The following is a 26,007-nucleotide window of genomic DNA, read 5'->3' as shown; positions in this document are numbered from 1 at the left end:
CTCCATGACCTCGAGCATTCTCACCGCGCGGAACCTTAGCAAAGTGGTTCCCAGCACGGAAGGCGAGTTGACCATACTCCACGACCTTTCCCTCGAATTGAATTCGGGCGACAGCCTGGCCATCGTCGGCAGCTCGGGTTCAGGCAAGTCGACCCTGCTCGGCCTGCTCGCCGGCCTGGACTTACCGAGCGATGGTGAGGTCAGCCTCGCGGGCAACGACCTAGGCCGTCTCGATGAAGACCAGCGCGCGCGGGTGCGCGCCGAACACGTCGGTTTCGTCTTCCAGTCGTTCCAGCTGCTCGACAGCCTCAACGCCCTGGAGAATGTGATGCTGCCGCTGGAGCTCGAAGGTCGGCACGATGCCCGCGAGCGCGCCCGCGCCCTGCTCGACCGCGTCGGCCTGGGCCAGCGTCTTACCCACTACCCGCGCCAACTATCCGGTGGCGAGCAGCAGCGCGTCGCCATCGCCCGCGCCTTCGTCGCCGAGCCGGCGGTGCTGTTCGCCGACGAGCCGACCGGCAACCTCGACAGCCACACCGGCGAGCGCATCAGCGAGCTGCTGTTCGAGTTGAACCGGGAACGCGGCGCGACCCTGGTGCTGGTCACCCACGACGAGCGCCTGGCTCACCGATGTCAGCGCCTTATTCGCCTGGAAGGCGGGCGGCTGATCGATCACGTGGAACCCTGATGACTGGCCCGCCGCTCGCCCGCCTGCTGGCGCTGGCAACCCGCCAGCTTGTGCGAGACGCCCGCGCCGGTGAGCTACGCGTGCTGTTCTTCGCCCTGCTGGTGGCTGTCACGGCCAGCACGGCGATCGGCTATTTCAGCGCGCGCTTGAACGACGGCATGCTGCGCCGCGCCAGCGAGTTCCTCGGCGCCGATCTATTGCTCACCGGTACCTCGCCGGCCGCCCCTGCGCAGATCGAGGCGGGTAAACGCCTGGGCCTGGAGCATGCCCGGCTGGTCGAGTTCTCCAGCGTGATCGCCAGCGACCAAGCTATTCAGCTGGTTAGCGTCAAGGCGGCCGACAGCAACTACCCGCTGCGCGGCCAGCTGAGGAGCGCGGGCGCCGCCTATGGCGCGGAAAAGCCCGGTCCAGGGCCGAGCCCCGGCGAGGTCTGGGCCGAGGCACGCGTGTTGGCGGCCCTCAACCTGCAGGTCGGCGAGCGTATCGAGCTTGGCTCGACGAGCCTGCGTCTGAGCCGTGTACTGACCTACCTGCCGGATGAGGCCGGAGATTTCTATAGCCTGACCCCGCACGTGTTGATGCACCTGGACGATCTGGCAGCCACCGAAGTGGTGCAGCCGGGCAGCCGGGTCAGGTACCGCGAGCAGTGGCGCGGCTCGCCCGAGGCGCTCGGCGCCTACCGGCAGACGGTCGAGCCCAGCCTGGCCGCCAACCAGCGCCTGGAGGATGCGCGTGACGGCAGCCGCCAGGTCGGCGGTGCGCTGGAGCGCGCCGAGCGCTACCTGAACCTGGCCAGTCTGGCTGCGGTTCTGCTGGCGGGTGTCGCGGTGGCGCTGTCTGCCGCGCGCTTCGCCGCCCGCCGCTTCGACGCCAGTGCCCTGCTGCGCTGCCTCGGCCTGTCACGCCGGCAGGCGCTGGGACTGTTCAGCCTGCAGCTGGCGATGCTGGGTCTGGTCGCCAGCCTGAGCGGCGCCCTGTTGGGCTGGCTCGGCCAGCATGGTCTGTTCTATCTGTTGCAGGGTCTGCTTCCCGCCGATCTGCCCGCAGGTGGGCCAGGCCCCGCCCTGGCCGGCATGGCCACGGGACTGGTCGCCCTCGCCGGCTTTGCCTTGCCGCCGCTGGCCGCACTCGGGCGGGTACCGCCGTTACGGGTGCTGCGCCGTGACCTGTTGCCGGTTCCACTCAGCTCCTGGCTGGTCTATGGCGCCGCGCTGCTGGCCCTGGGGCTGATCATGTGGCGCCTGAGCCTGGACCTGAAGTTGACCCTGGCCCTGCTCGGTGGCGGCCTGCTGGCCACCCTGGTGCTTGGCGCCCTGCTGCTGTTCGGCCTGCAGGCGCTGCGCCGACTGCTGTCGCGCGCCGCTCTGCCCTGGCGCCTCGGCCTCGGCCAGCTGTTGCGCCACCCGCTGGCCGCAGTCGGGCAGTCCCTGGCCTTCGGCCTGATCATCCTGGCCATGGCGCTGATCGCCCTGTTGCGCGGCGAGCTGCTCGACACCTGGCAGGAGCAATTACCCGCCAAAGCCCCCAATCATTTCGCCCTGAACGTGCTGCCGGCCGAAAAGGACGCCTTCGCCGCCCGCCTGGCCGAACTGTCGCCGGAACCCGTGCCGCTCTACCCGGTCGTTCCTGGGCGCCTGGTCAAGATCAATGGCGAGCCGGTGCGTCAGGTCGTCAGCAAGGACAGTCAGGGCGAGCGCGCCATCCGCCGCGACCTGAGCCTGACCTGGGCCAGCGAGCTGCCCGCGGACAACCAGCTGCTGGCCGGCAGCTGGTGGAGCACCATCAAGGATGGCGAACTACCTGGCGTCTCGGTGGAATCAAAGTTGGCCGAGAGTCTGCAGATCAAGCTCGGCGATCGCCTGAGCTTCAGTGTCGGCGGACTCAGCCGCGACGCCCGCGTCAGCAGCCTACGGGAAGTTGACTGGAACAATTTCCGCCCCAACTTCTACATGATCTTCCAGCCCGACACCCTGCAGGATCTGCCGGTCACCTACCTCACCAGCTTCTACCTGCCGCCGCGGCAGGAACGCCAGCTGGTCGAACTCGCGCACGCCTTCCCCTCCGTCACCCTGCTACAGGTCGATGCCCTGCTGGCGCAGCTGCGCAGCATCGTCGCCCAGGTCACCCTGGCCATCGAGTACGTGCTGTTGTTCGTCCTCGCCGCCGGGCTCGCGGTCCTGTTCGCCGGCCTGCAAGCAACCCTGGATGAGCGCATTCGCCAGGGCGCACTGCTACGTGCCCTGGGCGCCGAACGCCGCCTGCTGATCAGTGCCCGGCGCAGCGAGTTCGCCCTGCTCGGGGCGGCCAGCGGCCTGTTGGCCGCCTTGGGCTGCGAGCTGATCAGCTTCCTGCTCTATCGCTACGCCTTCGACCTGAACTGGCAGCCGCACCCCTGGCTGCTGATCCTGCCGCTGATCGGCGCCCTGCTGGTGGGCGGCGCCGGCGTTATCGGCACTCGCCGGGCGTTGAACGTTAGCCCGCTGACGGTGCTGCGCGAGGGCTGATAAGATCGCGGCTTACCATCGCCAAAGCAGTCCCATGAGTCGTTATCGTCCACCCCGTTCCGCCGGCACCCCACTGATCACCCCCGAAGGCGAAGCGCGCCTGCGCGCCGAACTGCATGAGCTGTGGCACGTGCGCCGACCCCAGGTCACTCAGTCGGTCAGCGAAGCGGCCGCCCAGGGCGACCGATCGGAAAACGCCGAGAATAACGGAGACCCCTACCCTGCATACTAAATCATGACAAACCCTCTAAAATCGAGGCCTCAGAAAAAGTATACATACTCGAAACTGCATACTATTTCTCGTACACAATTTCATTCACCCACCAGACCATTTCGCCGGACGGGGTCTGCACAGTAGCCTCGTCACCCACTTCTTTCTTCAGAAGGGCACGAGCCATTGGTGAGTCAATCGAGATGTAGTCGCTCCGTCCGTAGATCTCGTCATACCCCACGATTCGGAATCTCTTCAGCTCCCCCGCCTCGTTCTCAATCTCGACCCACGCGCCGAAAAAGACCCTACCTTCCTGTTCGGGCGAATACTCAACAACCCGAACATCCTCAAGGCGCTTCCGCAAATATCTGACTCTTCGGTCAATTTCTCGCAAAAGCTTCTTGTTGTACTGATAATCCGCGTTCTCCGAGCGGTCACCAAGCGAGGCTGCCCAGGTCACCTTGCGGGTTGTGTCTGGCCGTTTGACACGCCAGAGATGATCAAGCTCTTCTTTCAGAGCCTCGAATCCCTGCTGCGTGATTATGTTTGTGCTCAAACGCAAACTCCTTAGGCCATCATTTTCTCGTAGTGTTGTTCAAAACCAGTACGAACGAATACCTGCCTGAATCGCTCGATATAGTGGTCTGGCTCAATCTCACCAAAGTCAGTAAGGTTCACAGCATCTGAGTGGGACTCACGATTGACATAGCGATACAGAGACTTGAAATCTTTGTCCTCTTCAGCCAATTCCTGCAATGCCTTTGCGAGATCATCCTGCCTGTGCACAAAGGTGAAATAGTGTTCCAGAATATTTCTCATCATATTCGGAATTACGGATACAGAGGTTCGGCCTGACTGGGCGTCTTTTATTGCCTGCCAGAACGATTGGTAGTCGTTCTGTATATCAGATGCCTTCATTGGCATGACAATGGTGTATTGTGCCTTGGTGATTCTAAATAGCGAAAAGTCATCGGCCTTCTTCAGATGCTTGAGCATCTCATGGAAAAAGAACAGGTTGTGGGTTAGGATGAAAACCTGTTTGAATCTATCCTTTGGGCTTAGCACCCTCCGGTAGATTAGCGATGCGATATCGTAGACATAATTATGAGACAGGCTGGAGATTGGATCGTCGATAACAATAACGCGATTCGTCTTGAGCTTTCCGCCCTTACTATCGAGATCACCATTGCAAACCTCTAAGAAATATAGGAATGAAATCAGTGTCTTCTCGCCCTCACTCAGGGTCTTGAATACCCCCTGCTGCTGAACCGGCCTTTCTAGGCGGTATCGGGGTAAATCGCCCTCTTCCCGTACCACTAAGAAACCTTTTAGACCCAGCGTACTGAGCGACGTATTGATGCTGTCTATTGACTGGTCAATATTGGTTATTTTTGCCCTATTCTCAGCAATGATTCTCTTATGCTCTTGAGCCTGGCTTTTGATTAATTCAATAGCCTGACGCTTTGCGGAAATCTGTCTATCGAGGTCGTCCCGAACAGATTTAGCACTAGCAAGCACGGAATCGCTCACAGCTCTGAAACAATTCCAGAATCGAGACTTGATCCTCTCCAGGTTACCTTTTTTGTCCTTTACCTTGAGGTTGAAGGCGATGGTCTTATCCTGCTCAACCTTCACTAAAGAGTTCAGGCTGCCTATTATTTCGGTTGACGACTCTAAGGCGACCGGGACTGAAGGATTAGCAAGTTTTTCGGCAAGCAGACGACAATTTTTTTGTAGAAGAACCTCAAGCTCAGCAATACCTATCGCGAATTCCGGCATTTGATAGCTAGGCTGTTGGTATTGCGCCTTTAGCCGGACTGCACCTGCTTCATACCTCTCATTCAATGCAATCAAACCCTCCATTCTTCTCTGGTAGGTCTTATCGAAAACTTTTCCGAGCTCCTCGTAGAAGTTAGCCTGGAGCTTCTGCTGGCAAAAAGGGCATGTGTCGTTATTTTTATCAACGAACCTAAAGGCCTGCTTTATCCAATCGGAATTACCAAGATCGTTAATTATATCGCTGAGGTAAGAGCTATCAGAGCCAGTTATCGATTCCGCCAGCACAGGACTGAACTCAACATCCCTCTCTGGAAAACTGAATAAAGGAAGCACCGGACGTTCTTGGTCACTTGCAGACTGTAGTTCGCTCGCCTCCAGAGCTAAAGTATCGAACGAGTCTGATACAGGCTCCAAATTCAAGCTCTCGACCTTTTCCGCTAGTCGCTCCCTAGTGTGTAAAGCGGTAAAACAGAACTTCAAATCTGAGCTGTCGTGTTGCTTTCTCAAGGCCCAGAGATTATCTAGCAAGGCTTCTCTGTTCGCTTTCTGGGACGCAGTTAAGGCTTTGCCAGCATCAACCTCAGTTTGTCGCTGTTCCGCCAGTTTCTTTAGCTCCTCCTCCGCAGCTAGCAATGCATTTTCTGCCTCAATGTTCCCTTCGTTGAGGGTGAAAACACCAGGCTGCGAGCTCTCCTGAAAATGGTTTTCCATGAAATTGTGGTTGTAGACCAGCAACTCACGGTCAGGATTTGAAGGTTGAATGTTGCACTCGGAATAAATCAGGTCGTTGGGATCTTGGAGGTAATTGCTGATGGTGGTCTTACCTGTACCATTGTGGCCGTAGAGCATGTTGACCTTAGTCAGTGGCCCAATTGTCAAACTCGCAACCGGGGAATAGCTGGTCACACCTCGCAGAATGATTTGTTTTATCACTGACAGTCCCTATCGAGAAACGGCTACCAAGGCTTCATCCTAGGTCTGAGTGGTGAGATTAGGAAGCCATTTGGCGGAACTGATTGAGGTCTGACTTTCCACCGCGACGCTCAAACCAGTCCGTCGCAATCCCAACCTATGAAGCCGTCCTATCCGCGATGATACTGCCATACTGATTACATTAACCGTGAGATCGAAGCCATGGCTGCATCAGAGAGCTGGCGAGTTGTCTGCCAAGACCCAGGAGATGGCAGCGGAGACGTCATCGTTGAGCTTCCTCCGGCGCTACTGGAGAAGCTTGGCTGGGCTTTGGGAGATGAGCTGGTCATTGAGGGCGACAAGGAAGGAATCTCCCTAAAACTCAAGCCACGATCCGCCGATGCCGCATCCTAAAGGCTGATGTGGCGTTGGTGCCTGTCCTTCAGAATTTCAGCATCTCGAAGGCTACTCTGCTGCCGGCCAAGGATGAGGCCTGCACCGCATTTCTGGTACTCTCGCTACATCCTTTCGGCAGGGACGCGGACGAGGCCTTGACCCTCTGCTACCTGCTATCCCGCATTGCAAGGTAGTACGCCCGATGGCTATCAAGAAATCCGAACTCTACTCATCCCTTTGGAAATCCTGCGACGAGCTCCGTGGCGGGATGGATGCCTCGCAGTACAAGGACTACGTCCTGGTGCTCTTGTTCGTAAAGTACGTGTCGGACAAGTACGCGGGCGACCCCAACTCGCTGATCGAGGTGCCGGACGGCGGCAGCTTTGCCGACATGGTGGCGCTCAAGGGCGACAAAGAGATCGGCGACAAGATCAACCAGATCATCGCTCGCCTAGCCGAGGCCAATAACCTCACCGGCGTCATAGACGTGGCCGACTTCAACGACCAGGAGAAGCTCGGTAAGGGCAAGGAGATGGTCGACCGCCTGTCCAACCTCGTCAGTATCTTCAATACGCCGGGACTGGATTTTCGCAGCAACCGCGCCCAGGGCGACGACATCCTTGGTGATGCCTACGAATACCTGATGCGTCACTTCGCCACCGAGTCCGGCAAGAGCAAGGGGCAGTTCTACACCCCGGCAGAAGTGTCGCGGATCATGGCCCAGGTCATCGGCCTGGCCGGTGCCACTGACAGCAAGCAGAGCATTTACGACCCAACCTGCGGCTCGGGCTCGCTGCTGCTCAAAGCTCACGATGAAGCCAAGAGCACCACCGGCCTCGACTTGGCAATCTACGGCCAGGAAATGGACAACGCCACCAGCGCCTTGGCCAAGATGAACATGATCCTGCACGACTGCCCCACGGCGGAAATATGGAAAGACAACACCCTGTCCGCGCCGCATTTCAAAGATCCGATGGGCAACCTCAAGCTGTTCGACTTCATCGTCGCCAACCCGCCGTTCTCGACCAAGGCCTGGAGCAATGGCTTCAATCCAGCCGAGGACGACTACAACCGTTTCAGCTACGGCATTCCACCCGACAAGAACGGCGACTACGCTTTCCTCCTGCACATGCTCACCTCGCTGAAGAGCACCGGCAAGGCGGCGGTGATTCTGCCCCACGGTGTGTTGTTCCGTGGCGGTGCCGAAGGTGTGATCCGCAAGCGCATCCTCCAGCAGGGCTATATCCAGGCCATTATCGGCTTGCCGGCCAACCTGTTCTTCGGCACCGGTATTCCCGCCTGCATTATCATTCTCGACAAAGCCAGCAGCGCCGGTCGCAAGGGCCTGTTCCTGATCGACGCTAGCAAAGGCTTTATCAAAGACGGCAACAAGAACCGCCTGCGAGAGCAGGACATTCACAAGATCGTCGATGCCTGCACACAGCAGCGCGAGCTGCCAAAGTTCTCACGCCTGGTGCCGCTTGCCGAAATCGAGGCCAACGACTTCAACCTGAATATCCCGCGCTATATCGACACCAGCGCAGCGGAAGACCTGCAAGACATCGACGCCCACCTGCACGGTGGCATCCCCGAGCGCGATGTGGATGCCCTGCAAGCCTACTGGGATGTAATGCCCAACTTGCGCAGCTCCCTGTTCGCCCCGCAGCGTCCCGGTTACCTGCAACTCAAGGTGGTGCAGACCGAGATCAAGTCCAGCATCTTTGCACACCCCGAGTTCACCGCGTTTAACCAGACCATCAGTGGCCTGTTCGATGCCTGGCGCAACGAGCACCGACCGCGCCTGCAAGGCATCACTATTGGCGACCGGCCCAAGGCGCTGCTCAATACCCTGGCCGAAGACCTGCTTCACCGCTTCGAGGCGGCTCCGCTGCTGAATGCCTACGACGTATACCAGCACCTTCAGGACTATTGGTACGCCACCTTGCAGGATGACGTTTACCAACTGGTAATCGACGGCTGGCAGCCGTTGATTGCCAGTGGCCTGAGTAAAGGCGAGCCGAACACCGACCTGCTGCCGCCTGAACTGATCGTGCGCCGCTATTACGCCGCCGAGGCTGCCGCCATCACTGAGCTGGAGGCCAAGCGCGACGCCATAAGCCGCGAGCTAGAAGAGCTGGACGAGGAACAGGGCGGCGAAGATGGCCCGCTGTCAGAAGGCAAGACCGATAAGGGCAAACTCACCGCCGCCAGCGTCAAGACTCGGCTGAAAGCCATCAAGCACGACTGGGATGCCGATGAAGAACGTCAGGCGCTGGGAAAGTGCCTGACGCTGATCGAGCGCGAGGGCGAGACCAGCAAGAAGGTCAAAGCCGCACAGAAAGCGCTGGATGCCAAGGTGCAGGCCCACTATGCCCAGCTCAGTGAAGTTGAGCTGAAAACCCTGGTGGTGGACGACAAATGGCTAGCAACCCTGCAAGCCGATGTGCAGACCGAGCTGGGTCGGGTGTCCCAGGCCCTCAGTGGCCGTATTCGCCAACTGGCTGAGCGTTATGCCACTCCATTACCGGCGCTAAATGCCGAGGTGGAAGCGCTGGCGGCCAAGGTCAATGCGCACCTGACGAAGATGGGGTTTGCGGTATGAATGCAGAAGCGAGGCCGGGGTATAAGCAGACCGAGGTCGGAATTATACCTCAAGACTGGGAAGTCAAACGACTACGAGACATCTCACCATCACAAACAGTAGGCCTTGTCATAAATCCAAGTTCATATTTCGATGAGGCCGGAACAATACCAATGCTTGTCGGTTCGCATGTCAGTGAAAACTCAATTTCATGGCAAACCGCGAATAAAATTACCGAGAAGAGCAACAATCAAGTTTCCGCTTCACGACTGTATGCCAACGATTTAGTCATGGTTCGTGTTGGCGAGCCTGGAGTTACAGCTGTAGTCCCTCCTGAGCTTGATGGATGTAATTGCGCTTCTATGATGATCATAAGGCAAGGCCGAGCATTTGACTCAACCTGGCTTTGCTATGTCATGAACTCGGATATTGGCCGAAAACAAGTCGAGAACGTACAGTACGGCACTGCACAAAAGCAGTTCAACATCAGTGATGCTGTTAATTTCGTCTACCCGACACCTCCATTTGCAGAACAGAAAGCAATAGCTTCTGCTCTTTCTGGAGTTGAGTCAGTGATCACCAGTCTAGATCAACTGATCGCCAAAAAGCGTGACATCCAGCAAGCCGCCATGCAACAACTCCTCACCGGCCAACGCCGCCTGCCTGGATTTTGTGGGGAGTGGGAGATGACACGACTAGGAAGTCTTGCCACTTTTATGAAGGGACAGGGATTATCCAAAAGTGATTTAGTCGTTGATGGCACGCGACCATGTATTCATTACGGTGAGCTGTTCACCCATTACTCCGTTACGATCCAAGAAGTGACAAGCAGAACAAATAATGAACTAGCTGGATTTCTTTCTAAAGAAAATGACGTGTTGATGCCAACATCAGATGTAACGCCAAGAGGTCTTGCCAAAGCCAGCTGCCTTTCACTGAAAGACGTGGTCTTAGGTGGAGATATTCTTGTCATTCGCCCCAACCCAAACTCGGTTAATGGATCTTTTCTAAGCTATGTGATCCGTCATGACGAGGATCAGGTGTTGAAACTGGTAACTGGAAGCACTGTATTCCACTTATACGGTGCAGACATGAAAAAATTTGAACTCATGATTCCTTCCATAGAAGAACAAAATGCTATCGCCGCCATACTCACCGATATGGACACAGAAATTGCCAGCCTCGAATCCCGTCTTGAAAAGACTCGCCAGCTAAAACAGGGCATGATGCAGGAGCTGCTGACCGGAAGAGTGAGGCTTGTATGAGTGGCCAAGCACTAACGTGTCAAGGGCGCCACTTGCTTCTCATAGATATTCTAGGACTTAGCCAGCTCGTACGCACTAAAGGTAGTGATGAGATATTGGGTGTCATCAATAAAGCGCTTGAAGCTTTTAACCGCTGGGAAAGATTGAACGGCGCATTCAAGACAATTTATTTTTCTGACACGTTCCTTTTTCATCAAGAGCCGCAAGGGTATGGCGATTGGGCATTTTTGGATTCTTATGCAATCGGCTCTTTCATTCTGACCACACTTTTGGCCGAGGGCATACCGGCAAGAGGCGCAATCAGCTTTGGATCATTTGAGGTTCACAACGATGAATCTGAGAAGCATCAGGTGTACTTTGGAACTGCCTTAGTAGAGGCTCACGAAGCAGAGCAAGCTGAAAACTGGATTGGGATTACCATACTTCCATCTGCCTGGAAGCCATATGAAGAAAAACATCCAGGAACCATCGCCGCCTTTCAAAGTGATAAAGTATGGCTCATGCGCGAGGCTGACCAAGTGCTTTTGCTTAACCCGTTTATAAAAATACGCGGCTGGCACATGGAAGACTTAATGGGTGAAATTGACGCCCCTTACCTTGAGTGGGATCAGCCAGATTTCCCCAATGAAATCAGAGCATTCAGGTTCTTAAAAGACACCGCCGAAAAACACTTGGCAGACCAAGAACCGAAAAGCAGGATTGCTCAAAAGTACCTTGCAACTAACTCATTTATTAAAACGATATTCGGCCCAGAACTTTACGACTGGGCATGCAAAATCAGTTCGTGACGGAAACTTATACTCGGAGCAAATAGGACGCATGAGCACTGTCGGCCAGATCGAAAAAATGACTCAGCAGCGTGTTGTAGCGCTGTTCCGGCAGCAACTGGGCTACGAGTACCTGGGCGACTGGGCCGAGCGCTCGGGTAACGCCAATATCGAAACCGAACTGCTGCGTGACTGGCTGTTGAAGCAAAGTGTTGAAACCAATCTTGCCGGTCGAGCCATCTTCGAACTGAATCGGGTCGCCAACGATGCCAACAAGGGCCTGTATGACCGCAACAAGGCGGTGTATGAGCTGTTGCGCTATGGAGTGAAGATCAAGCCCGAGGTCGGTGAGAACACCCAGACCGTCTGGCTTATCAACTGGAAGCAGCCTGAGCGCAACCACTTCGCGATTGCCGAGGAAGTCACCATCAAGGGGGCTGATGCCAAGGCCAATACCAAGCGTCCGGATATCGTGCTCTATGTGAATGGTATTGCCCTGGGTGTGTTGGAACTCAAGCGCTCTAAGGTGGCAGTGAACGAGGGCATCCGGCAGAACCTGGATAACCAGAAGGCTGAATTTATCCAGCCGTTCTTCTCCACCATGCAGTACGTGATGGCCGGCAATGACACCCAGGGCCTGCGCTACGGCACCATCCAGACCGGCGAGAAGTACTACCTCACCTGGAAAGAGGAAAACGCGGACAACGCCACTGCCGACAATCTGCTGGATCGGCATCTGCTTCAGTTGTGCAACAAAACGCGCTTTCTGGAGCTGATCCACGACTACATCGTTTTCGACAGTGGGGTAAAAAAGCTCTGCCGGCATAACCAGTACTTCGGCATCCGCGAGGCACAGCGTTACCTGCGTCGTCGCGAGGGCGGGATCATCTGGCACACCCAAGGCTCGGGCAAATCGCTGACCATGGTCTGGCTGACCAAATGGATTCGGGAAAACATCCAGGACTCGCGTGTGCTGATCATCACCGACCGCACCGAGCTGGATGAGCAGATCGAGAAGGTGTTTACCGGCGTCAACGAGCAGATCGTCCGTACCACCAGCGGTGCCGACCTGATCGACAAGCTAAACCAGCCATCGCCCTGGTTGCTTTGCTCACTGATCCACAAGTTCGGTGCCCGCGAAGATGCCGACGTGGAAAGCTTTGTGGAAGAACTGCGCAAGAGCCTACCGCCAGACTTCCGCGCCAAGGGCGATCTCTATGTGTTCGTCGATGAGTGCCACCGCACTCAGTCCGGCGAGCTGCACAAAGCCATGAAGATGATCCTGCCAAATGCGGTGTTTATCGGCTTCACCGGCACGCCGCTGCTCAAGGCCGACAAGCAGAAAAGCATCGAGGTGTTTGGCCGCTACATCCACACCTACAAATTCAATGAAGCCGTAGCCGATGGCGTGGTGCTCGACCTGCGCTACGAGGCCCGCGATATCGACCAAAACATCACCTCACAGAAGAAAATCGATCAGTGGTTTGAGGCCAAAACCAAGGGGCTAAACGACCTGGCCAAGGCTCAACTTAAGCAGCGCTGGGGCACCTTGCAGAAGGTATTGTCGAGCCAGTCGCGGCTGGAGAAAATCGTCGCCGACATTCTGCTGGATATGGCCACCAAGCAGCGCCTGGCCGATGGCCGAGGCAATGCCATGCTGGTAACCAGCAGTATCTTCGAAGCCTGTAAGTGCTACGAGCTATTCAGCAAAGCGGGCATGGGTGACAAGTGCGCCATCGTCACCAGCTACAAGCCATCGCCTGCTGACATCAAGGGTGAAGCCACTGGCGAAGGGCTGACCGAAAAGCTGCGTCAGTACGCCATCTACAACCAGATGCTGGGCGACAAAGACCCGGAGACCTTCGAGAAGGAGGTGAAACAGCGCTTCATCAAAGAGCCGGGGCAGATGCGCCTGCTTATCGTGGTGGACAAGCTACTGACCGGCTTCGATGCGCCATCAGCCACCTACCTCTACATCGACAAGCAGATGCGCGACCACGGCCTGTTCCAGGCCATCTGCCGGGTCAACCGCCTGGACGGTGAGGACAAGCAGTACGGCTACATCATCGACTACAAAGACCTGTTCAAGCAGTTAGAAGGTGCCATCGGTGACTACACCAGCGGTGCGCTGGACGGCTACGATGAGGCCGATGTGGCCGGGCTCTTGGGAGACCGTCTGAGCAAAGCAGAGGAAGATCTGGAAGATGCCCGCGAGGCAATCAAGGCGCTTTGCGAGCCGGTGGAGCAACCGAAGGATACGCCGGCTTATCTGCGTTTCTTCTGCGGTACTGAGTCGGGCAACGCCGAGCAGCTCAAGACCAACGAACCCAAGCGCCTGAACCTGTACAAGATGACTTCGGCGCTGATCCGTTGCTTCGGCAATATCGCCAACGAGCTGGAAGAGGCGGGCTACAGCACCAAGGAAATTGCTGAGATCCAGGCCGAAGTAGATCACTTCTCTAAGGTGCGCGATGAGGTAAAGCTCGCCAGCGGCGACTACATCGACCTCAAGGCTTACGAGCCGGACATGCGCTTTTTGATCGACACCTACATCCGTGCCGAGGACAGCGAGAAGATTTCCGCCTTCGACGATATGTCGCTGATTGAGCTGATCGTTGAACGCGGCGTGGGTGCCATCGACGCGCTGCCCAAGGGCATCCGCGAAAGCCAGGAAGCGGTGGCCGAAACCATCGAGAACAACGTGCGCAAGTTGATCATCGATGAGTCTCCGATCAACCCGAAGTACTACGAAACTATGTCCTCGCTACTCGATGCCCTGATTGCCAAGCGCAAGGAAGACGCCATCAGCTATCAGGAATACCTGGCCGAGGTGGTGGAACTCACCAAACAGGCGAAGAACCCCACCAGCGCCAACAGCTACCCTGGCTCGATCAACAGCAACGCTCGCAAGGCGCTGTATGACAACCTTGGCCAGAACGCTGGCCTGGCATTGGCTGTAGATGCCGCCGTGCTGGATAGCAGGCAGGACGACTGGCGCGCCAATGCCATGAAGATCAAACGTGTGCGCCTGGCGATTAAGCAGGTATTGGATCAATGGGGCAAGGATGCTGCCGAAATCCAGGGCGACTACCAAGCCGGCTCGGACAACGAGCGGCTGGAAGCCTTGCTGGAACTGGTCAAGCATCAGCATGAATATTGAGTCTCGCAATATCACGGTCAGCGGTTTGACCGTGGAGATCGTGCGCAAGCCGATCAAAAACCTGCACCTTGGCGTTTATCCGCCGCAGGGGCGTGTGCGTGTGGCAGCTCCGCTGGCGGTCGACGATGAAGCGGTGCGCTTGGCTGTCGTGGGTAAGCTCGGCTGGATCAAACGCCAGCGAGCAAAGTTTCAGGCCCAGCCCCGACAATCACAGCGGCGCATGGTCAGTGGAGAAAGCCATTACTTCCTGGGGCGTCGCTACCGCCTGCGCGTTCACGAAACCACGGGTGCGTTACGCCTCGCCCTGCGTGGCACAGCCACCATGGATTTGTTTGTGCGCCCTGACACCACAGTCGAACGCCGCGAGCAGGTGCTGCACGACTTCTACCGAGCCGAACTGAAGCGTCTGCTGCCGGAGCTGCTGGAGAAATGGCAGCCGAAGTTAGGTGTTGAAGTGCGCGCCTGGGGCATCAAGCGCATGAAGACCAAGTGGGGCACCTGCAACATCGAAGCCCGGCGCATCTGGCTCAACCTGGAGCTGGCCAAGAAGCCCGTGCAGTGCCTGGAGTACATCCTGGTACATGAGCTGGCTCACCTGCATGAGCGGCATCACAACGACCGCTTCACCGCCCTCCTCGACCTGCATTTGCCGCAATGGCGAACGCTGCGTGAGGAGCTGAATAGTTCAGTGCTGACAGAGTTTTAAGGCCTGATACATCAATCCAGTGTGGTGAGCGGACGTCTGATCTTTTAGCGCCCAAACCAAGGCCTGGCGCTGAGCGGCTGATGGCTGTTGTCGATCAGATCAACCGGCGTGAGGGGGTAGTTTTGGGGGAGCAAGTAGACCCTGCGATGTCATTGCGCTACTGTCAGTGGCAATGAAAAAGGTATGTTGAGGCAAGTGCCTGCTGAAAGGACTCGCCTATATAACAAGGACTTGTCATGCTGAAAGTGAACTTCCATAGCGAACACCCTGCCAATACTGATGCATTCCCCGGTGGAAGCCATCAAAAGGTGGCTCAGGCCATCTCATCGTACATCCTTAACTCTGAATCATCCCGAGTGATAGGTTTGGATGGTGAGTTTGGGTCTGGGAAAAGCTCGATACTACACATGCTTGATGCTCAGCTTTCAGAACGAGACCAGGGTTACAAAGTTTGGTTTTTTGACTGTGAGCAAAACTATCAAGGATCAATCAAGAGTCATTTTATAGAGCTATTCACTGACAAGCTTTTGGAATCGGACTCGCTTGATGCTAGTAAGCGCGAGCAGCTTAAGGCTAATAGAGATGTAGCTCTCGGGCGAGAGTTTACCTATAGGAAAAAAACGACAAGCCGAGTGAGTGCTTGGGCGCTGGCAGTATTGGTCTCCCTATTTTTTTCCTCAAGCTCTTTTAGAGAGCTATTTGCGCTAACCAGGTCAAAGGAAGAGGTTGCAGGCTGGGTCTTTAGCCTTCATTGGCTCTCGCTGATGAGTCCTGTCTTAACCTTGCTGGTAGCGAAGTTATTTAACCTCAATAAAAAAGAAGGGGACAAAGACTGGAGTCTTCTGAGTCTTTTTAAAGGCAGTAGTGAAGATTACATTAATGAGAAAATTGAAATAGCAAAAGAAGTCACGCCATTAGACCTAAAAAAGACGTTATCTAATCAGCTAGAGATCGTAAAAGGCGCCAACTATATTGTTGTGCTCGACAACCTGGATCGCCTGCCTAAAGACAGCCTTCGGAGTGTGTGGAGCGATTTGGAAATTTTTACCTGGATTGCGGGGGTGAAAAATCTTTCAGTTATTGTTCCGTTCTGCTCTACGAAGGTTGCTAAATATCTAAGCCCTGAGCAAGATGGGAACTACGATTCGAAAGATTTCATCGCCAAGAAATTTCCAGTTGTATTTAGAGCCCCGCCAGTAATCGCCTCTGGTTGGAAAAAGGGCTTTCTTGATCTCTGGCAATACACTTTTGGTACTGATTCGCTTGAGGAAGCCGAGAAGTGCGCCGTACTATTGCAGCGACATAGCCCAATGGCAAATAGACTGGTCACGCCACGGCTCCAGAAAAAATTCATTAATGACATTGCGACGACCGCATCCATTTTGGATGAGGGTGTTGCGCAGTTGACCTGTATTGCCGCCCACTATTTGCTGTGCAAATACAATGAGCATCCCCTTGATGAACTCCTGCGGGTGGGTGGGCCTTCTCCGAAGTATAGGGAAAAAATTGGTGACCAAGCTGGTGATGATATTCAGTCCACCCTACAGACATTAACGGCTGTTGCAGGTACAGAAATAGAAAATGGCTGGCAGATACAGTTTCTCCAGGTGCATTTTCTGACTACAAGCGCTATTGCAGTGGCGGAGCTATTGGATGTGCCTCTACGTGAAGCCGTATCGCATCAGGATGGTGAGAAATTCTCTTCACTGACAGGACTATTTGGCTTCTGGGATGCATTCAAACGGCATCTGGATGAGTACAGCGAACTGCAAGAAACATTAATTACACTTCATAAGGCCTATTCCAGTGAAGCGGATACCTGGATAGAAAAGGCTATAAGCATATTTAATGCTGAGAAGAAAATCGTTACGCCATCAGAGGAAACTGAGGATGGCTTCTATCCGGCAATAAAAGCGCTTATATCACTAGGTTTAGATAAGAAGCATTTCCAGGCGCATCGCGACAGACTTAAGTCGCTAGTGGTCGATGCATATCATAAACCTATCACTAAGGATAATATTGAACCTCTGCAAGGCCAACTTTCGGAATTTGATGCTTGCTTGGATGCCCTCGGGGAGATATTTCAGAATGTGCCGGTTAACCGTGTGGAGTATTTGTTCCACGTGGTTCTTCCTCAAGAAGATCTACAGGTGATTAAACCAGAGCTCTTTACTATCAATAATGCGGCTCTTCTCAATGCCCACCAGCAGATTGCCAGCACTGAGAATTACCCCTTCTCCTGCTTGCCGATGGATTCCGAATATGTAGTTCCCGCATTCAGTCTCACCTATGGCGCTAGGAGAATGGCCAATGGATTGCAGGGTGGGCTAGAGGCTGCTGACGTAAACTCAATTCTGGCCGTCTACACAAGTGACCCTGACAACGAGTCGGCAGCTCTTGGTATTTTGCTGGCAAAAGAAATTGATAATGCGACACTAAATCAGATTGAGTCTGTCAGCATCAGCCATCCCACCATACTGGCCACGACAGTGGCGGCAGTGGCCTATCTGCGAACAAAGAATGTTGCCAAGCTCGCTGGTCTGGATAACTTGCGTGATATTTTCCGCACGGATTTGTTCAAGGTTTGCTGTCGTGCAACCCTCACAACCCAGATGATTTTTAATGCTTACGATCTTCCTGATTTTAGAGATAAAATTTCCGAAGTTATTGCTTGGATGATAAATAGTAACGCAGTCCATGCCCTTACAACAGACTGGGTGCTTAATAACTTCACGTCGCTTGTCGATTCTGTTGAGAGCCATGGCGTTGACCAAGAACGGCTACTTTCATGGTATTCAGCCTGGGAAAAGCACATCCTGAAGGCAGCTGAGGATCTTGCCAGCCAAGATCTTCAATTTGTTGAGGCTGTCTTCACGGATGATTCAACTCCATTCCAAGCATTTGTGTCTAAATCCGTTGAGTATTTCTCTTCGGTGGAGCGGGATGCAGAGGATTGGTTAGGTGTTATTGCTACCAATTCTGATGTCTATCATCATGTTATTAATCATATGGCGGCAAAAGGCGAGTGCTTAACGGATCCTGGTGCGGCTAAGGCGTCCATCTTAAGCGTACTTTCTCGCAGCGTTGCAGATCCTGCTAGTCATAAGCTTGAACATTACGTTCAGTTGAACATTAAACAGGTGCTTCGCATCATTGGCACTGACTCAAAAAATGTGCTGGGCACCGAACTGCGTACATTAATCTATTCCGCCGATACTAAGCCTGAGCCAGTAGCTTTGTTGCTGGCGGAATTTGGATCTTTAATCCCAGATGTACAGCCGGCCAATGCTGGTGAAATTGGTGTATTGCTGGCTCTGCTGGAGTATCTGGCCCGGAATACCGAGTCAGAAGGTAAAGCCATTTCTTTCCTTGATAACAAAGCCGAGCAACTTGCGAAATATAGTTACTCGGAAGAGTTTCGATCTGCGCTTGCCTCGGTCGTCAGCAAGTTGAAGGACGCTGCTCCGAACCTATATAAAAAGTTCTATAGGAAGCGTGGTTTTGGAGAGTTCTTCAAGTCGCTGCTTGAGCGTCAGCCTGGGCCAGGGCCAGACGATGATCAGGATAATGGGGACGACTCAGAAAAAGCAGGGGCTGAAAAATCACAGGCATAAGGGCTAGGCTGTAGACCTAGGGGTACTTCGGCTGCCGGGCTGACTGGTAGCCGCTGTAGCATCCACCCCATGTAAAGGCAAAATTTCACAATTCAATTTCGATTTCCAATTTCTTACGCAGGACGCGTCTAATCTCTTCCGTATCCATTGGTGTAGAAACGCGATGGAAGGCCCACCAGACCTCCCAATACAGATGAAGCGTAGGATCTGTCAGAGCCCAGTGTCCGCACTCGTTTTTTGCATTTTCCATCAAGTCTTCCATAGCTTTTCGATAATCATCCGGCACTGACTTGCTGCATGTGTAATGCCAGAGGTAAAAATACCTCTTCTTGAGTTCGCATAAATCCTCAATCATCTTCGCGAGGATCCGATACTGTTCGGCTGTCGTCGGCATTGGTAAATCGCCTTGGTAGTGGCTACACAGAGAAAGTGTAGGCGACTCTTAGCGTTGCATACATCAACATGTAAACCAAAGATCTGATATCAGCCAGGTTTTACTGAGGGAATGGCAGGCAAATCTGCCTTACACAGCAGCAGAAGTTAGTTCAATAGGCGCCAGGGTACGCGTAATTTAGCTTGCCCAGAAGCTTTGAACTGCATCAGCGTGTACCATCCGATTTTGCAGTCAAATGTCGCGATAACGTAGGAACTTCCGCTCGTTGTGTGCAGTACCCAGAAGCCTGCTTCGCGGTGAATGTGTATTACATCGGACGTGCGAATAGTAACTCCCTCTCCGAAGCGTTTCCGTGAGCCTTGATGGCTGAAAACGGAGCCCACTCCTGATCTGGCGAAGATGTGGGCATTGACTAGGTATCCAGTGACAGGCCATGAAAATTGGGTGTTTTGTGCTTTTAAAAGGCGTAATTTTGTACGCCTTGATAGCTCGTTCATTGGCATCAAAAAATTCGTCCAAGAGTCCCAAGGGAAGCTCGTTTTCTGATGCCATCACCAACAAGTATGTAAGTCGAGTTTAGCGTCTGGAAGATGAATCCATCTTCAAATTTATGGAGATAGCTTGTGCGTACAAAGTCACCAACATCCCAGCGTCGCTGGCTATCGTAAATCACAGTGTCGGCGTAGATAACGACTGGCTGCCGGTTGGTTTTAGCTAGCTCGTGGAGCTGTTCTGGTGTGACTACCAAATCTATCCATCTCCAGTCAGATACGAGGCAGTACTCACCGTATGGGTAACGTTCGCGGACGATCCTTACCGCTTCCTCCTGGCTTACCTTGGCCCCTGGCATTGACATGCCCTCGCCATAAAGAAGATCTAGGGTTTCATTTAATCCCTGCATAGCTTACGCCCTCACATTTATCTGCCCCGAACGTTGCCTTGTAGAGTGAGGTAAATGTGCACTGCTCCTCCTGGCCAGGAGAGAGCTCGACTGGGCCTTCTATTTTTGTAATCCCAAACTTTGTCTGTAGACGATGAAAAGCCACACTACCATCTAGCTTCGCCTCGATCAGCTCCAACACTTCCGCAGTGGAAATTCCGCTGCTAGTGGGCGCAACAATATGCATTGCTTTTATGAAGATATTTTTTGCAGACGATGACAGGGATTCTTTAATTTTCTGTACGTCATTAGTTTCGATTGAGCCAGCAACAGAATGGTCGTCAGTGCGGGCAACGGTCAGGCACATCCAGGGCTGATCACCGCGCTTCGTCAGGCTCCAATTCTGTGGTGATGAAGATGTAAACAAGGCAGTGTCTGTTTGTGCTCTCTCGCTCATGCGGTTTATGTCTCGATTTGAATTTTCGCTATCCCGTAGAGCGGCATTCATGGCTGATCGCGGCTCTGTCGGCTGCCTCTTTCGGAGTCAGCATGGGCATGGATTACAAAAGACTTAGCCATGCAATTACATTTCAAATGGTATGTATTGACAGGCGTCTCTGATATGATAATGCGACACATCATTAGCTTAATCGCTAACGATGTGTCGCGTCAAAATTGGTTTGATGCTCGTTTTTGAGCGCGAAGAAAATGAGGTTTGAAAAGGTTTTGGGGCAGGTGCTGCGGGATGCCAGGCTCCAAGCTGGTCTGACACGCACTGAGTGCGGCGAAGTCCTTCATATTTCAAATCTGAGCCAGATCGAAAACGGCCAAACCCTTCCTCGCATCGATACGCTTGCCGCTCTCTGCAAGGTGCTCGGTGTCGCGCCCAGCGATGTTCTGCTGGTTGTCGAAGCGCGTTGCTCTGGTCTCGACGTTGAAGAGCAGATAGTGCTGAGTAATAAAAGACTTAGGGCGTTGCTGAGTACGGGGCGGTTTGATTCAGTTGTTCAAGAGGATGCGCTTCGGGGGATTCGAGGGCGGAAGGCAGATAGTACTCGTGAATCCGTGAAGCGCATGCAGTGTGAAGGCCTGAAAAAGAACGAGGTCGCACGGAGGCTTGGTGTGACCCTTAGAACAGTTCAGCGGTACTGGATAAACAGTGTTTAAAGATCGCTCAACGGGCTCAACCTTATTCCCACGCAGCGATTGATGAACTCAGGCCATTACTAAAGATGGCGAAGGGCTTTCTCTATCGCTTCGACTGTGCCGGGCTTCAGTACACGCGTACCAGACTGATCCAGGAGGTCACCTTTCTCACCCTTCCGGAAGCCCCACTTGTTCATGAATTCTTCAGAAAGAATGTACTCAAGCGCTCGGCGTTCAATGGCATCAAGCTTAAACACTCCGGCTATAGCCTTACGGTCATCGACGTTGATCTCCAGGCTAGGTGGTACAATCTCCTTTACCAGTCTTCGTGCTTCTGCAAGCTCGGAGACTAATATCTGCACTAGCAGACGATGCCTCGCAGTAGGAAGTTCATCTATCCAGCTATTTGCTGTGGTCGGTTTGAAAGCAGCTTTCTTCGACGGATTAGCTGCGACGAAAGACTCAATAAGGGTGCGGTAATGGGCTCCAGAAGCGTTGCGAATGCTCTGTGCTTTCGGCACTCCCCGCTTTTCACCAAGCCTAGCAATCGTGGCAAAGCTGAAGTCGCTAACACCACGCTGAACCTGCTCCTCACATACATCATATATTGCTTCCAGGGTGCGGTGTGTGCGGCTAGAGGCAATCGATTTAAGATGCTCCAGCATTTCTTTAGGCTCCACGGTAAGCTCCCAGATCAAGTGAGATGTCTTGGCTCATAGTAGTTCCAGTGCCAAATTCGTTTTGCGTCCGCTCAAAATTGCCTGCAAGTCAGTGCTAACGATTCTCTCGTGCTCACCTAGATCCTTCAAAAGAAGGCGCCCAGACACAAGTTCCTCGACTTTTTCCCAGGTCTTTACTCGCGCTAGAAGGAAATTGGTTAGCTGGTTGCCTATCGCCAACTGTTGCTTTTTATCAAGTTTGAACATCATGGGTTTCAAGTCATTGAGCTCAATCATTCTATCGATCATTTGTGACCGAGTAGGTAATGCCGAGTCCGCAGAAGCTGACTGATATATCTCTGCATTCTCACACACCTCGCTCAACAATCTGTATCTGGAAGAATCTTCGAATGCAACCTCTAGTTCATGTTCTTGCTGCAAAATCAACTGTGGAAGATTACTACCAATCTCAACACTAGCCTGCTCATGAACCAATGCCTGACTCTGGTTAATAAGTCGAGCAATAGCTTGAAGATCGCAAAGAAACATGTCTGCCTTCTTAGCGGCACTCTCTAACTCAGACTGCATCTTGCGAACTCTCATCTCTAGTGCAGTGCGTTCCGAAGCATCAAACACCGTTCCAGACCTGGAAGCCTCATATTCCATGTCATCAAATTTATCTATCAATGCAGAGACCTCCGTCATACTGTCGTTCATCTCTGCAATATGATCAAACTGAAGAGTGGCCTGAAGTGAAATCTCGTTAGCTAGCGCAAGTAGACCACCAATGAAGACCGGGCCAGTCACAAAATGGCGGCAGCGTGGACAGTTTTGTACGCCAAGATAGCCGCTTGGAACCGGCTGACGCACCTGGGTCGCACCTATCAGTGCACCCCCGTCCTCACAACGCGTCCCTGCAAATGGACAAAACCCGTAATCGCGAAAGAGCATACTTCCTGCCAGGACATTGCCTGTAAAACGCTGGATAGCTTGCTCACTATTCTGAATCAATTCATGCCTTAGCTCATCTATTCTATTTTGCTCAAGCATCTGAATGGCGGCAAAGGCCTTATTCGAAAGCGCCCGCTTCTCCCCCTCAGCAAACTTGACTCGCAAGCCTTCCGCATTCATCTTTACATAGTAGATCGACATAATAATGGAGCTATGGCCAGCCACTTTCATAATTATGTTGATCGGCAAACCAAATTCCATTACATACGCCGTAATCAGGCTAACTCGCATGCTGTGAGGGGAATACGGCGTGCTATAGACAGATAGCGCGGAGGAGGCGCCATTACACTCTGCAAGCTTGATATCTTCTGGCTGTGAATGATAAAGCGCAGCCGCCAAACGAAACTTAAGACGACCAGCATAGTGCCCGCACTCCTCATCGCCAAAATCTCGAAAAAGAAAACAGTTAGCACCGCGCTCTTTTCGTTGTGACGTATTAAGTTCAGTGCGCTTGCACTCCAACCAAGGCATGGGCCTAGAGATGGGATTATATTTAGCTTGCCAATCCCGCAGTCGAATCATCCAGATCGCGACTTTCTCTGGCATCCAAGGGACATCATATCCTCCGCCAGTACGAGAAGTCTTGTTCGACGTAAAGTGCATGCCGATATTATCGCCAGGATATCTCTTCACAAAGCCTTGGTTTTCGGTCATTGCCGCCAAGGCAGAGGCATTAGCTGACCAAACGAACTTACCATTCACAAAATGGGGAATATCTTCATCCGCTTCGCCAGAGTCGTTGTAAGCCAACTGCCGACCTCTCGCCGGCACAGAAGCTAGTGCATACGTGTGCATCCAGTATGCAGGAAACCAAAGTTTGGTCTTTCCAAATTCAGTTTTGAATATGCAATCCGGATCATTTTTATCAATTACTGAAGGATCGACCTCCACCCAGTCAGCATCAAACTCGTGCAGATGAGTTAAATCAGCAAAGCACTGGGCTGAGTCCGGAATCATCCAGTCACACAGCGACTTAACATACTGATAGGCTAGTGCAGGCTTATTGGTTTCCCCGGCATTGCTATTAGCTTCATCGCCCTCATATGCCATGCTCACAAATGGATTACGAGCTCCAGGTACTACTACTCGCTCCCCCGTCTCATCATCTTCGAGAGTAAGTTTTTTCCTAATAATATAGTCAGCAAACTCTTTAGCAGCGGAAAGCAAAGGGCGCCCAGTCCCGCCATTGGAGTTAACGAGCAAATCCCTAAATAAATTCAGATCGATTTTTGGAGCAGTAAAATAAACCTCAGGAGTGAATCCAAGTTCATATTTTTGAACATACTCGCGAACAAATTTACACAGCATTTGTTGCTTCAAATCACCGCTGCGGGCCTTTTTCAAAAACTCATTAATATCCTCTGCCCATGCCGTGTATGGATGCCGAATATACTTTGTTTTAAATGGCTCCTCTTTATTCAGGAACGAGTACCATGAAGTCCAAACAGCCTTATAAACGGTCGCCGGATCACGGGGGATCCTAGGGTCTTTGCGAGAAGCAACGAAGCGCCGGTAGTCCATCTCCCCTTTCACACCGTCTTCATTGACTAAAATACGAAGCTCCTGATAACTGTATGGAACAGGTATATCGCACAAATCATACCAACTTACCCACTCCATACTGAACACCCTGTCAGGATGTGCGGGCAAGCATGGAAAATCCTTGTACCGATCACGGTAATCTTTGCTATTTTTAATATTTAAGACTTTTACCGAGTACTTTAACTCCGCCAAGCTAATGCACTTCTGCGGAAGAAGAAAATCAATCCAGCTTTTCCAGTCAGCACGAAAATAAACAGGAGGATCGCTGGGAAGCAAAGAGTCTGCTTTGTAACCAGACAAATATTCAGCACGAGAGGTTATCCCAAGCCGTCGAGCAGCCTCACCTGCTTCTTTGAGAGAATAACTTTTCACACCAAGATATCTATCCCAGCCCCACTTACGCCAATCTTTATCATAAATCTTATTCGGATTTGAAGGCAGTCGCGGATCGACTTTATACCGCTTTAGATAATCAGCTTTTGATGAAAAACCGTGTGTCCTTGCAGACTCACTAGCTTCAACGACAGTTTCGTACTTTTTATCTAGCTCACGGCCACGTAAGAAATGCGGGAATCCATGCCACTCAGAGGCATACATGATATTTGGGTTTGACGGCAAACGAGGATCTTGGCTATGGCGTTCCCTGTATTGAACAGCCGTGGTGATACCCAAGCGAAGTGCCCCCGCCCTTGCCATTTCCAGATTGACGTAATGCTTGCCTGGATCGACTCCGAGAAACCCCGGCCACCCTACCCAAGCGGTTAGATATACTAACTCTGGGTTACTAGGAAGCCGGGGGTCTTCACGATATTTTTCGAGGTATTCAAGGCGTGACTTAATGCCAAGCAAGGCTACTCGCTCAGCCGCCTCTTCGTAAGAGTAGAAGTCTTTACCGCGCTTTGTACCCAGATAGTCATTCCACCCACCCCAGTCATCGGCGTAGAAAGTATTAGGCGCACCCGGAAGGCGGGGATCCAAAGACTTACGAAGTTTTCTATATTCGACGTTACTTTTGAATTGCAGGGCTCTGCATGCTGCACGAGCCTCTTCATATGTGGAGTACTTACCACTATCCCCGGTCTTACCGAGAAAATCGTCCCATCCTTTCCACTCTTGCTGATATATCAAATCGGGAGTTAGAGAAAACCTATCATCTTCTAGGACTTTCGCCCGATAATCGCTTCTACTCACAGCCTTTAATGCGTGTGCAGCCGAACGAGCCTCCACGAATGTAGAGAAGAGGTTGTTCTGTTTTTCTTGATCTACGTGGCCAGTGAATGCCTCCCAACTGCTCCATTCTCCGCGATAGAAACTGGCCGGGCTTTTCGGCAGCTTTTCGTCAAAGTGATGTCGTGCAGCGTAATCAGCCTCATCCACAATAGCTAAGCGTCTAGCAGCAGTCGCAGCTTCTGAAAGCCACCGGTATTTGCGTCCTTTCTTCACATCTACCTGGAGAAAATTCTCCCACCCCGTCCACTCATTGGCATAAGATCTTTCGGGATGAGCAGGTAGTCGCGGATCACGCTTATACTCTTTGTTATAAGCAGCACGACTAGGGATACCCAAACTTCGCGCCGCCTCGGCTGCCTGAGCAAGCAAAGGATAGTGTTTATCAGCAGTACCCAGAAAGCTTGGATATCCACGCCATTCTGCGCTGTATTTCTGTGAGGGATGTGCCGGCAGCCGAGGATCCTCGTGCCGCCTGGCCCTATAATCTAATACGCCTGTAATACCCAGTGCTCTGGCTGCGTTAGCCGCTTCAACCAGCGTTTCATAAATATAACTCAAGTTA

General features: G+C 53.0%; 16 protein-coding genes and 1 pseudogene. 10 read left to right on the top strand and 7 right to left on the bottom strand.

Annotation, left to right across the window (positions count from 1 at the left end; translation table 11 throughout):
• The first annotated feature begins 4 nt into the window (after nt 1-4).
• The 3 genes and pseudogenes from ACSX1D_RS10895 to ACSX1D_RS10885 all read left to right on the top strand — a co-directional run.
• Entirely contained in the window at nt 5-688 is a 684-nt protein-coding gene (locus ACSX1D_RS10895; protein ID WP_439862221.1) for an ABC transporter ATP-binding protein, read from the top strand.
• On the top strand, nt 688-3,192 hold the full coding sequence (locus ACSX1D_RS10890) for an ABC transporter permease (protein WP_439862220.1): 2,505 nt from the start codon (nt 688-690) through the stop codon (nt 3,190-3,192). Before ACSX1D_RS10895 ends, ACSX1D_RS10890 begins: the two co-directional genes overlap by 1 nt.
• 34 nt (nt 3,193-3,226) lie before the next feature.
• Nucleotides 3,227-3,394, top strand: a pseudogene (locus ACSX1D_RS10885) (transcription elongation factor GreB); the annotation flags it as partial.
• A 91-nt stretch (nt 3,395-3,485) separates the two neighbouring features.
• Here the strand turns inward: ACSX1D_RS10885 and greB are convergent.
• Nucleotides 3,486-3,959 (bottom strand): transcription elongation factor GreB, encoded by a 474-nt coding sequence (greB, locus tag ACSX1D_RS10880; protein WP_439862219.1) that lies wholly within the window; start codon nt 3,957-3,959, stop codon nt 3,486-3,488.
• Between the two features lie 11 nt (nt 3,960-3,970).
• Complete coding sequence (locus tag ACSX1D_RS10875; protein ID WP_439862218.1) at nt 3,971-6,115, bottom strand: AAA family ATPase; 2,145 nt, start codon at nt 6,113-6,115, stop codon at nt 3,971-3,973.
• A gap of 577 nt (nt 6,116-6,692) precedes the next feature.
• On the opposite strand from ACSX1D_RS10875, the gene ACSX1D_RS10870 reads away from it, so the two are divergent.
• The 6 genes from ACSX1D_RS10870 to ACSX1D_RS10845 all read left to right on the top strand — a co-directional run bounded on the left by ACSX1D_RS10870 (nt 6,693) and on the right by ACSX1D_RS10845 (nt 18,583).
• Entirely contained in the window at nt 6,693-9,092 is a 2,400-nt protein-coding gene (locus ACSX1D_RS10870) for a type I restriction-modification system subunit M (RefSeq protein ID WP_439862217.1), read from the top strand.
• A complete protein-coding gene (locus ACSX1D_RS10865; protein WP_439862216.1) occupies nt 9,089-10,336 on the top strand; it encodes a restriction endonuclease subunit S in 1,248 nt (415 codons plus the stop codon). Before ACSX1D_RS10870 ends, ACSX1D_RS10865 begins: the two co-directional genes overlap by 4 nt.
• Nucleotides 10,333-11,124, top strand: coding sequence for a hypothetical protein (locus tag ACSX1D_RS10860; protein WP_439862215.1), 792 nt, complete (start codon nt 10,333-10,335; stop codon nt 11,122-11,124). The genes ACSX1D_RS10865 and ACSX1D_RS10860 overlap by 4 nt, the downstream gene beginning before the upstream one ends.
• On the top strand, nt 11,036-14,263 hold the full coding sequence (locus ACSX1D_RS10855) for a type I restriction endonuclease subunit R (RefSeq protein WP_439862214.1): 3,228 nt from the start codon (nt 11,036-11,038) through the stop codon (nt 14,261-14,263). Before ACSX1D_RS10860 ends, ACSX1D_RS10855 begins: the two co-directional genes overlap by 89 nt.
• On the top strand, nt 14,253-14,969 hold the full coding sequence (locus ACSX1D_RS10850; protein WP_439862213.1) for a M48 family metallopeptidase: 717 nt from the start codon (nt 14,253-14,255) through the stop codon (nt 14,967-14,969). Before ACSX1D_RS10855 ends, ACSX1D_RS10850 begins: the two co-directional genes overlap by 11 nt.
• A gap of 236 nt (nt 14,970-15,205) precedes the next feature.
• Complete coding sequence (locus ACSX1D_RS10845) at nt 15,206-18,583, top strand: P-loop NTPase fold protein (protein WP_439862212.1); 3,378 nt, start codon at nt 15,206-15,208, stop codon at nt 18,581-18,583.
• Between the two features lie 85 nt (nt 18,584-18,668).
• On the opposite strand, the gene ACSX1D_RS10840 is transcribed toward ACSX1D_RS10845, so the two are convergent.
• The 3 genes from ACSX1D_RS10840 to ACSX1D_RS10830 all read right to left on the bottom strand — a co-directional run bounded on the left by ACSX1D_RS10840 (nt 18,669) and on the right by ACSX1D_RS10830 (nt 20,314).
• A complete protein-coding gene (locus ACSX1D_RS10840) occupies nt 18,669-18,977 on the bottom strand; it encodes a hypothetical protein (protein ID WP_439862211.1) in 309 nt (102 codons plus the stop codon).
• 502 nt (nt 18,978-19,479) lie between these two features.
• A complete protein-coding gene (locus ACSX1D_RS10835) occupies nt 19,480-19,827 on the bottom strand; it encodes a DUF6957 family protein (protein ID WP_439862308.1) in 348 nt (115 codons plus the stop codon).
• A 34-nt stretch (nt 19,828-19,861) separates the two neighbouring features.
• Nucleotides 19,862-20,314: a hypothetical protein gene (locus ACSX1D_RS10830; RefSeq protein WP_439862210.1), complete on the bottom strand. Its 453-nt coding sequence runs from the start codon at nt 20,312-20,314 to the stop codon at nt 19,862-19,864.
• A 236-nt stretch (nt 20,315-20,550) separates the two neighbouring features.
• Between ACSX1D_RS10830 and ACSX1D_RS10825 the strand changes: the two genes are divergently transcribed.
• Nucleotides 20,551-21,024: a helix-turn-helix domain-containing protein gene (locus ACSX1D_RS10825; protein ID WP_439862209.1), complete on the top strand. Its 474-nt coding sequence runs from the start codon at nt 20,551-20,553 to the stop codon at nt 21,022-21,024.
• Nucleotides 21,025-21,083: 59 nt separating this feature from the next.
• Here ACSX1D_RS10825 and gmtX read toward each other — a convergent pair whose 3' ends face one another.
• Nucleotides 21,084-21,683, bottom strand: a complete 600-nt coding sequence (gene gmtX, locus ACSX1D_RS10820; RefSeq protein WP_439862208.1) for a gamma-mobile-trio protein GmtX — start codon at nt 21,681-21,683, stop codon at nt 21,084-21,086.
• Between the two features lie 33 nt (nt 21,684-21,716).
• The gene (gene gmtZ / locus ACSX1D_RS10815) at nt 21,717-26,003 is read right to left on the bottom strand and encodes a gamma-mobile-trio integrase GmtZ (RefSeq protein ID WP_439862207.1); all 4,287 of its coding nucleotides are present in this window, start codon (nt 26,001-26,003) and stop codon (nt 21,717-21,719) included.
• Nucleotides 26,004-26,007: the final 4 nt, after the last annotated feature.

Origin of the sequence: Pseudomonas sp. MBLB4136 (assembly GCF_051904765.1) — a bacterium.
GTDB lineage: Bacteria > Pseudomonadota > Gammaproteobacteria > Pseudomonadales > Pseudomonadaceae > Aquipseudomonas.
Note: the sequence above shows the minus strand (reverse complement) of the source record. Positions and strands in the feature narration are given on the sequence as shown.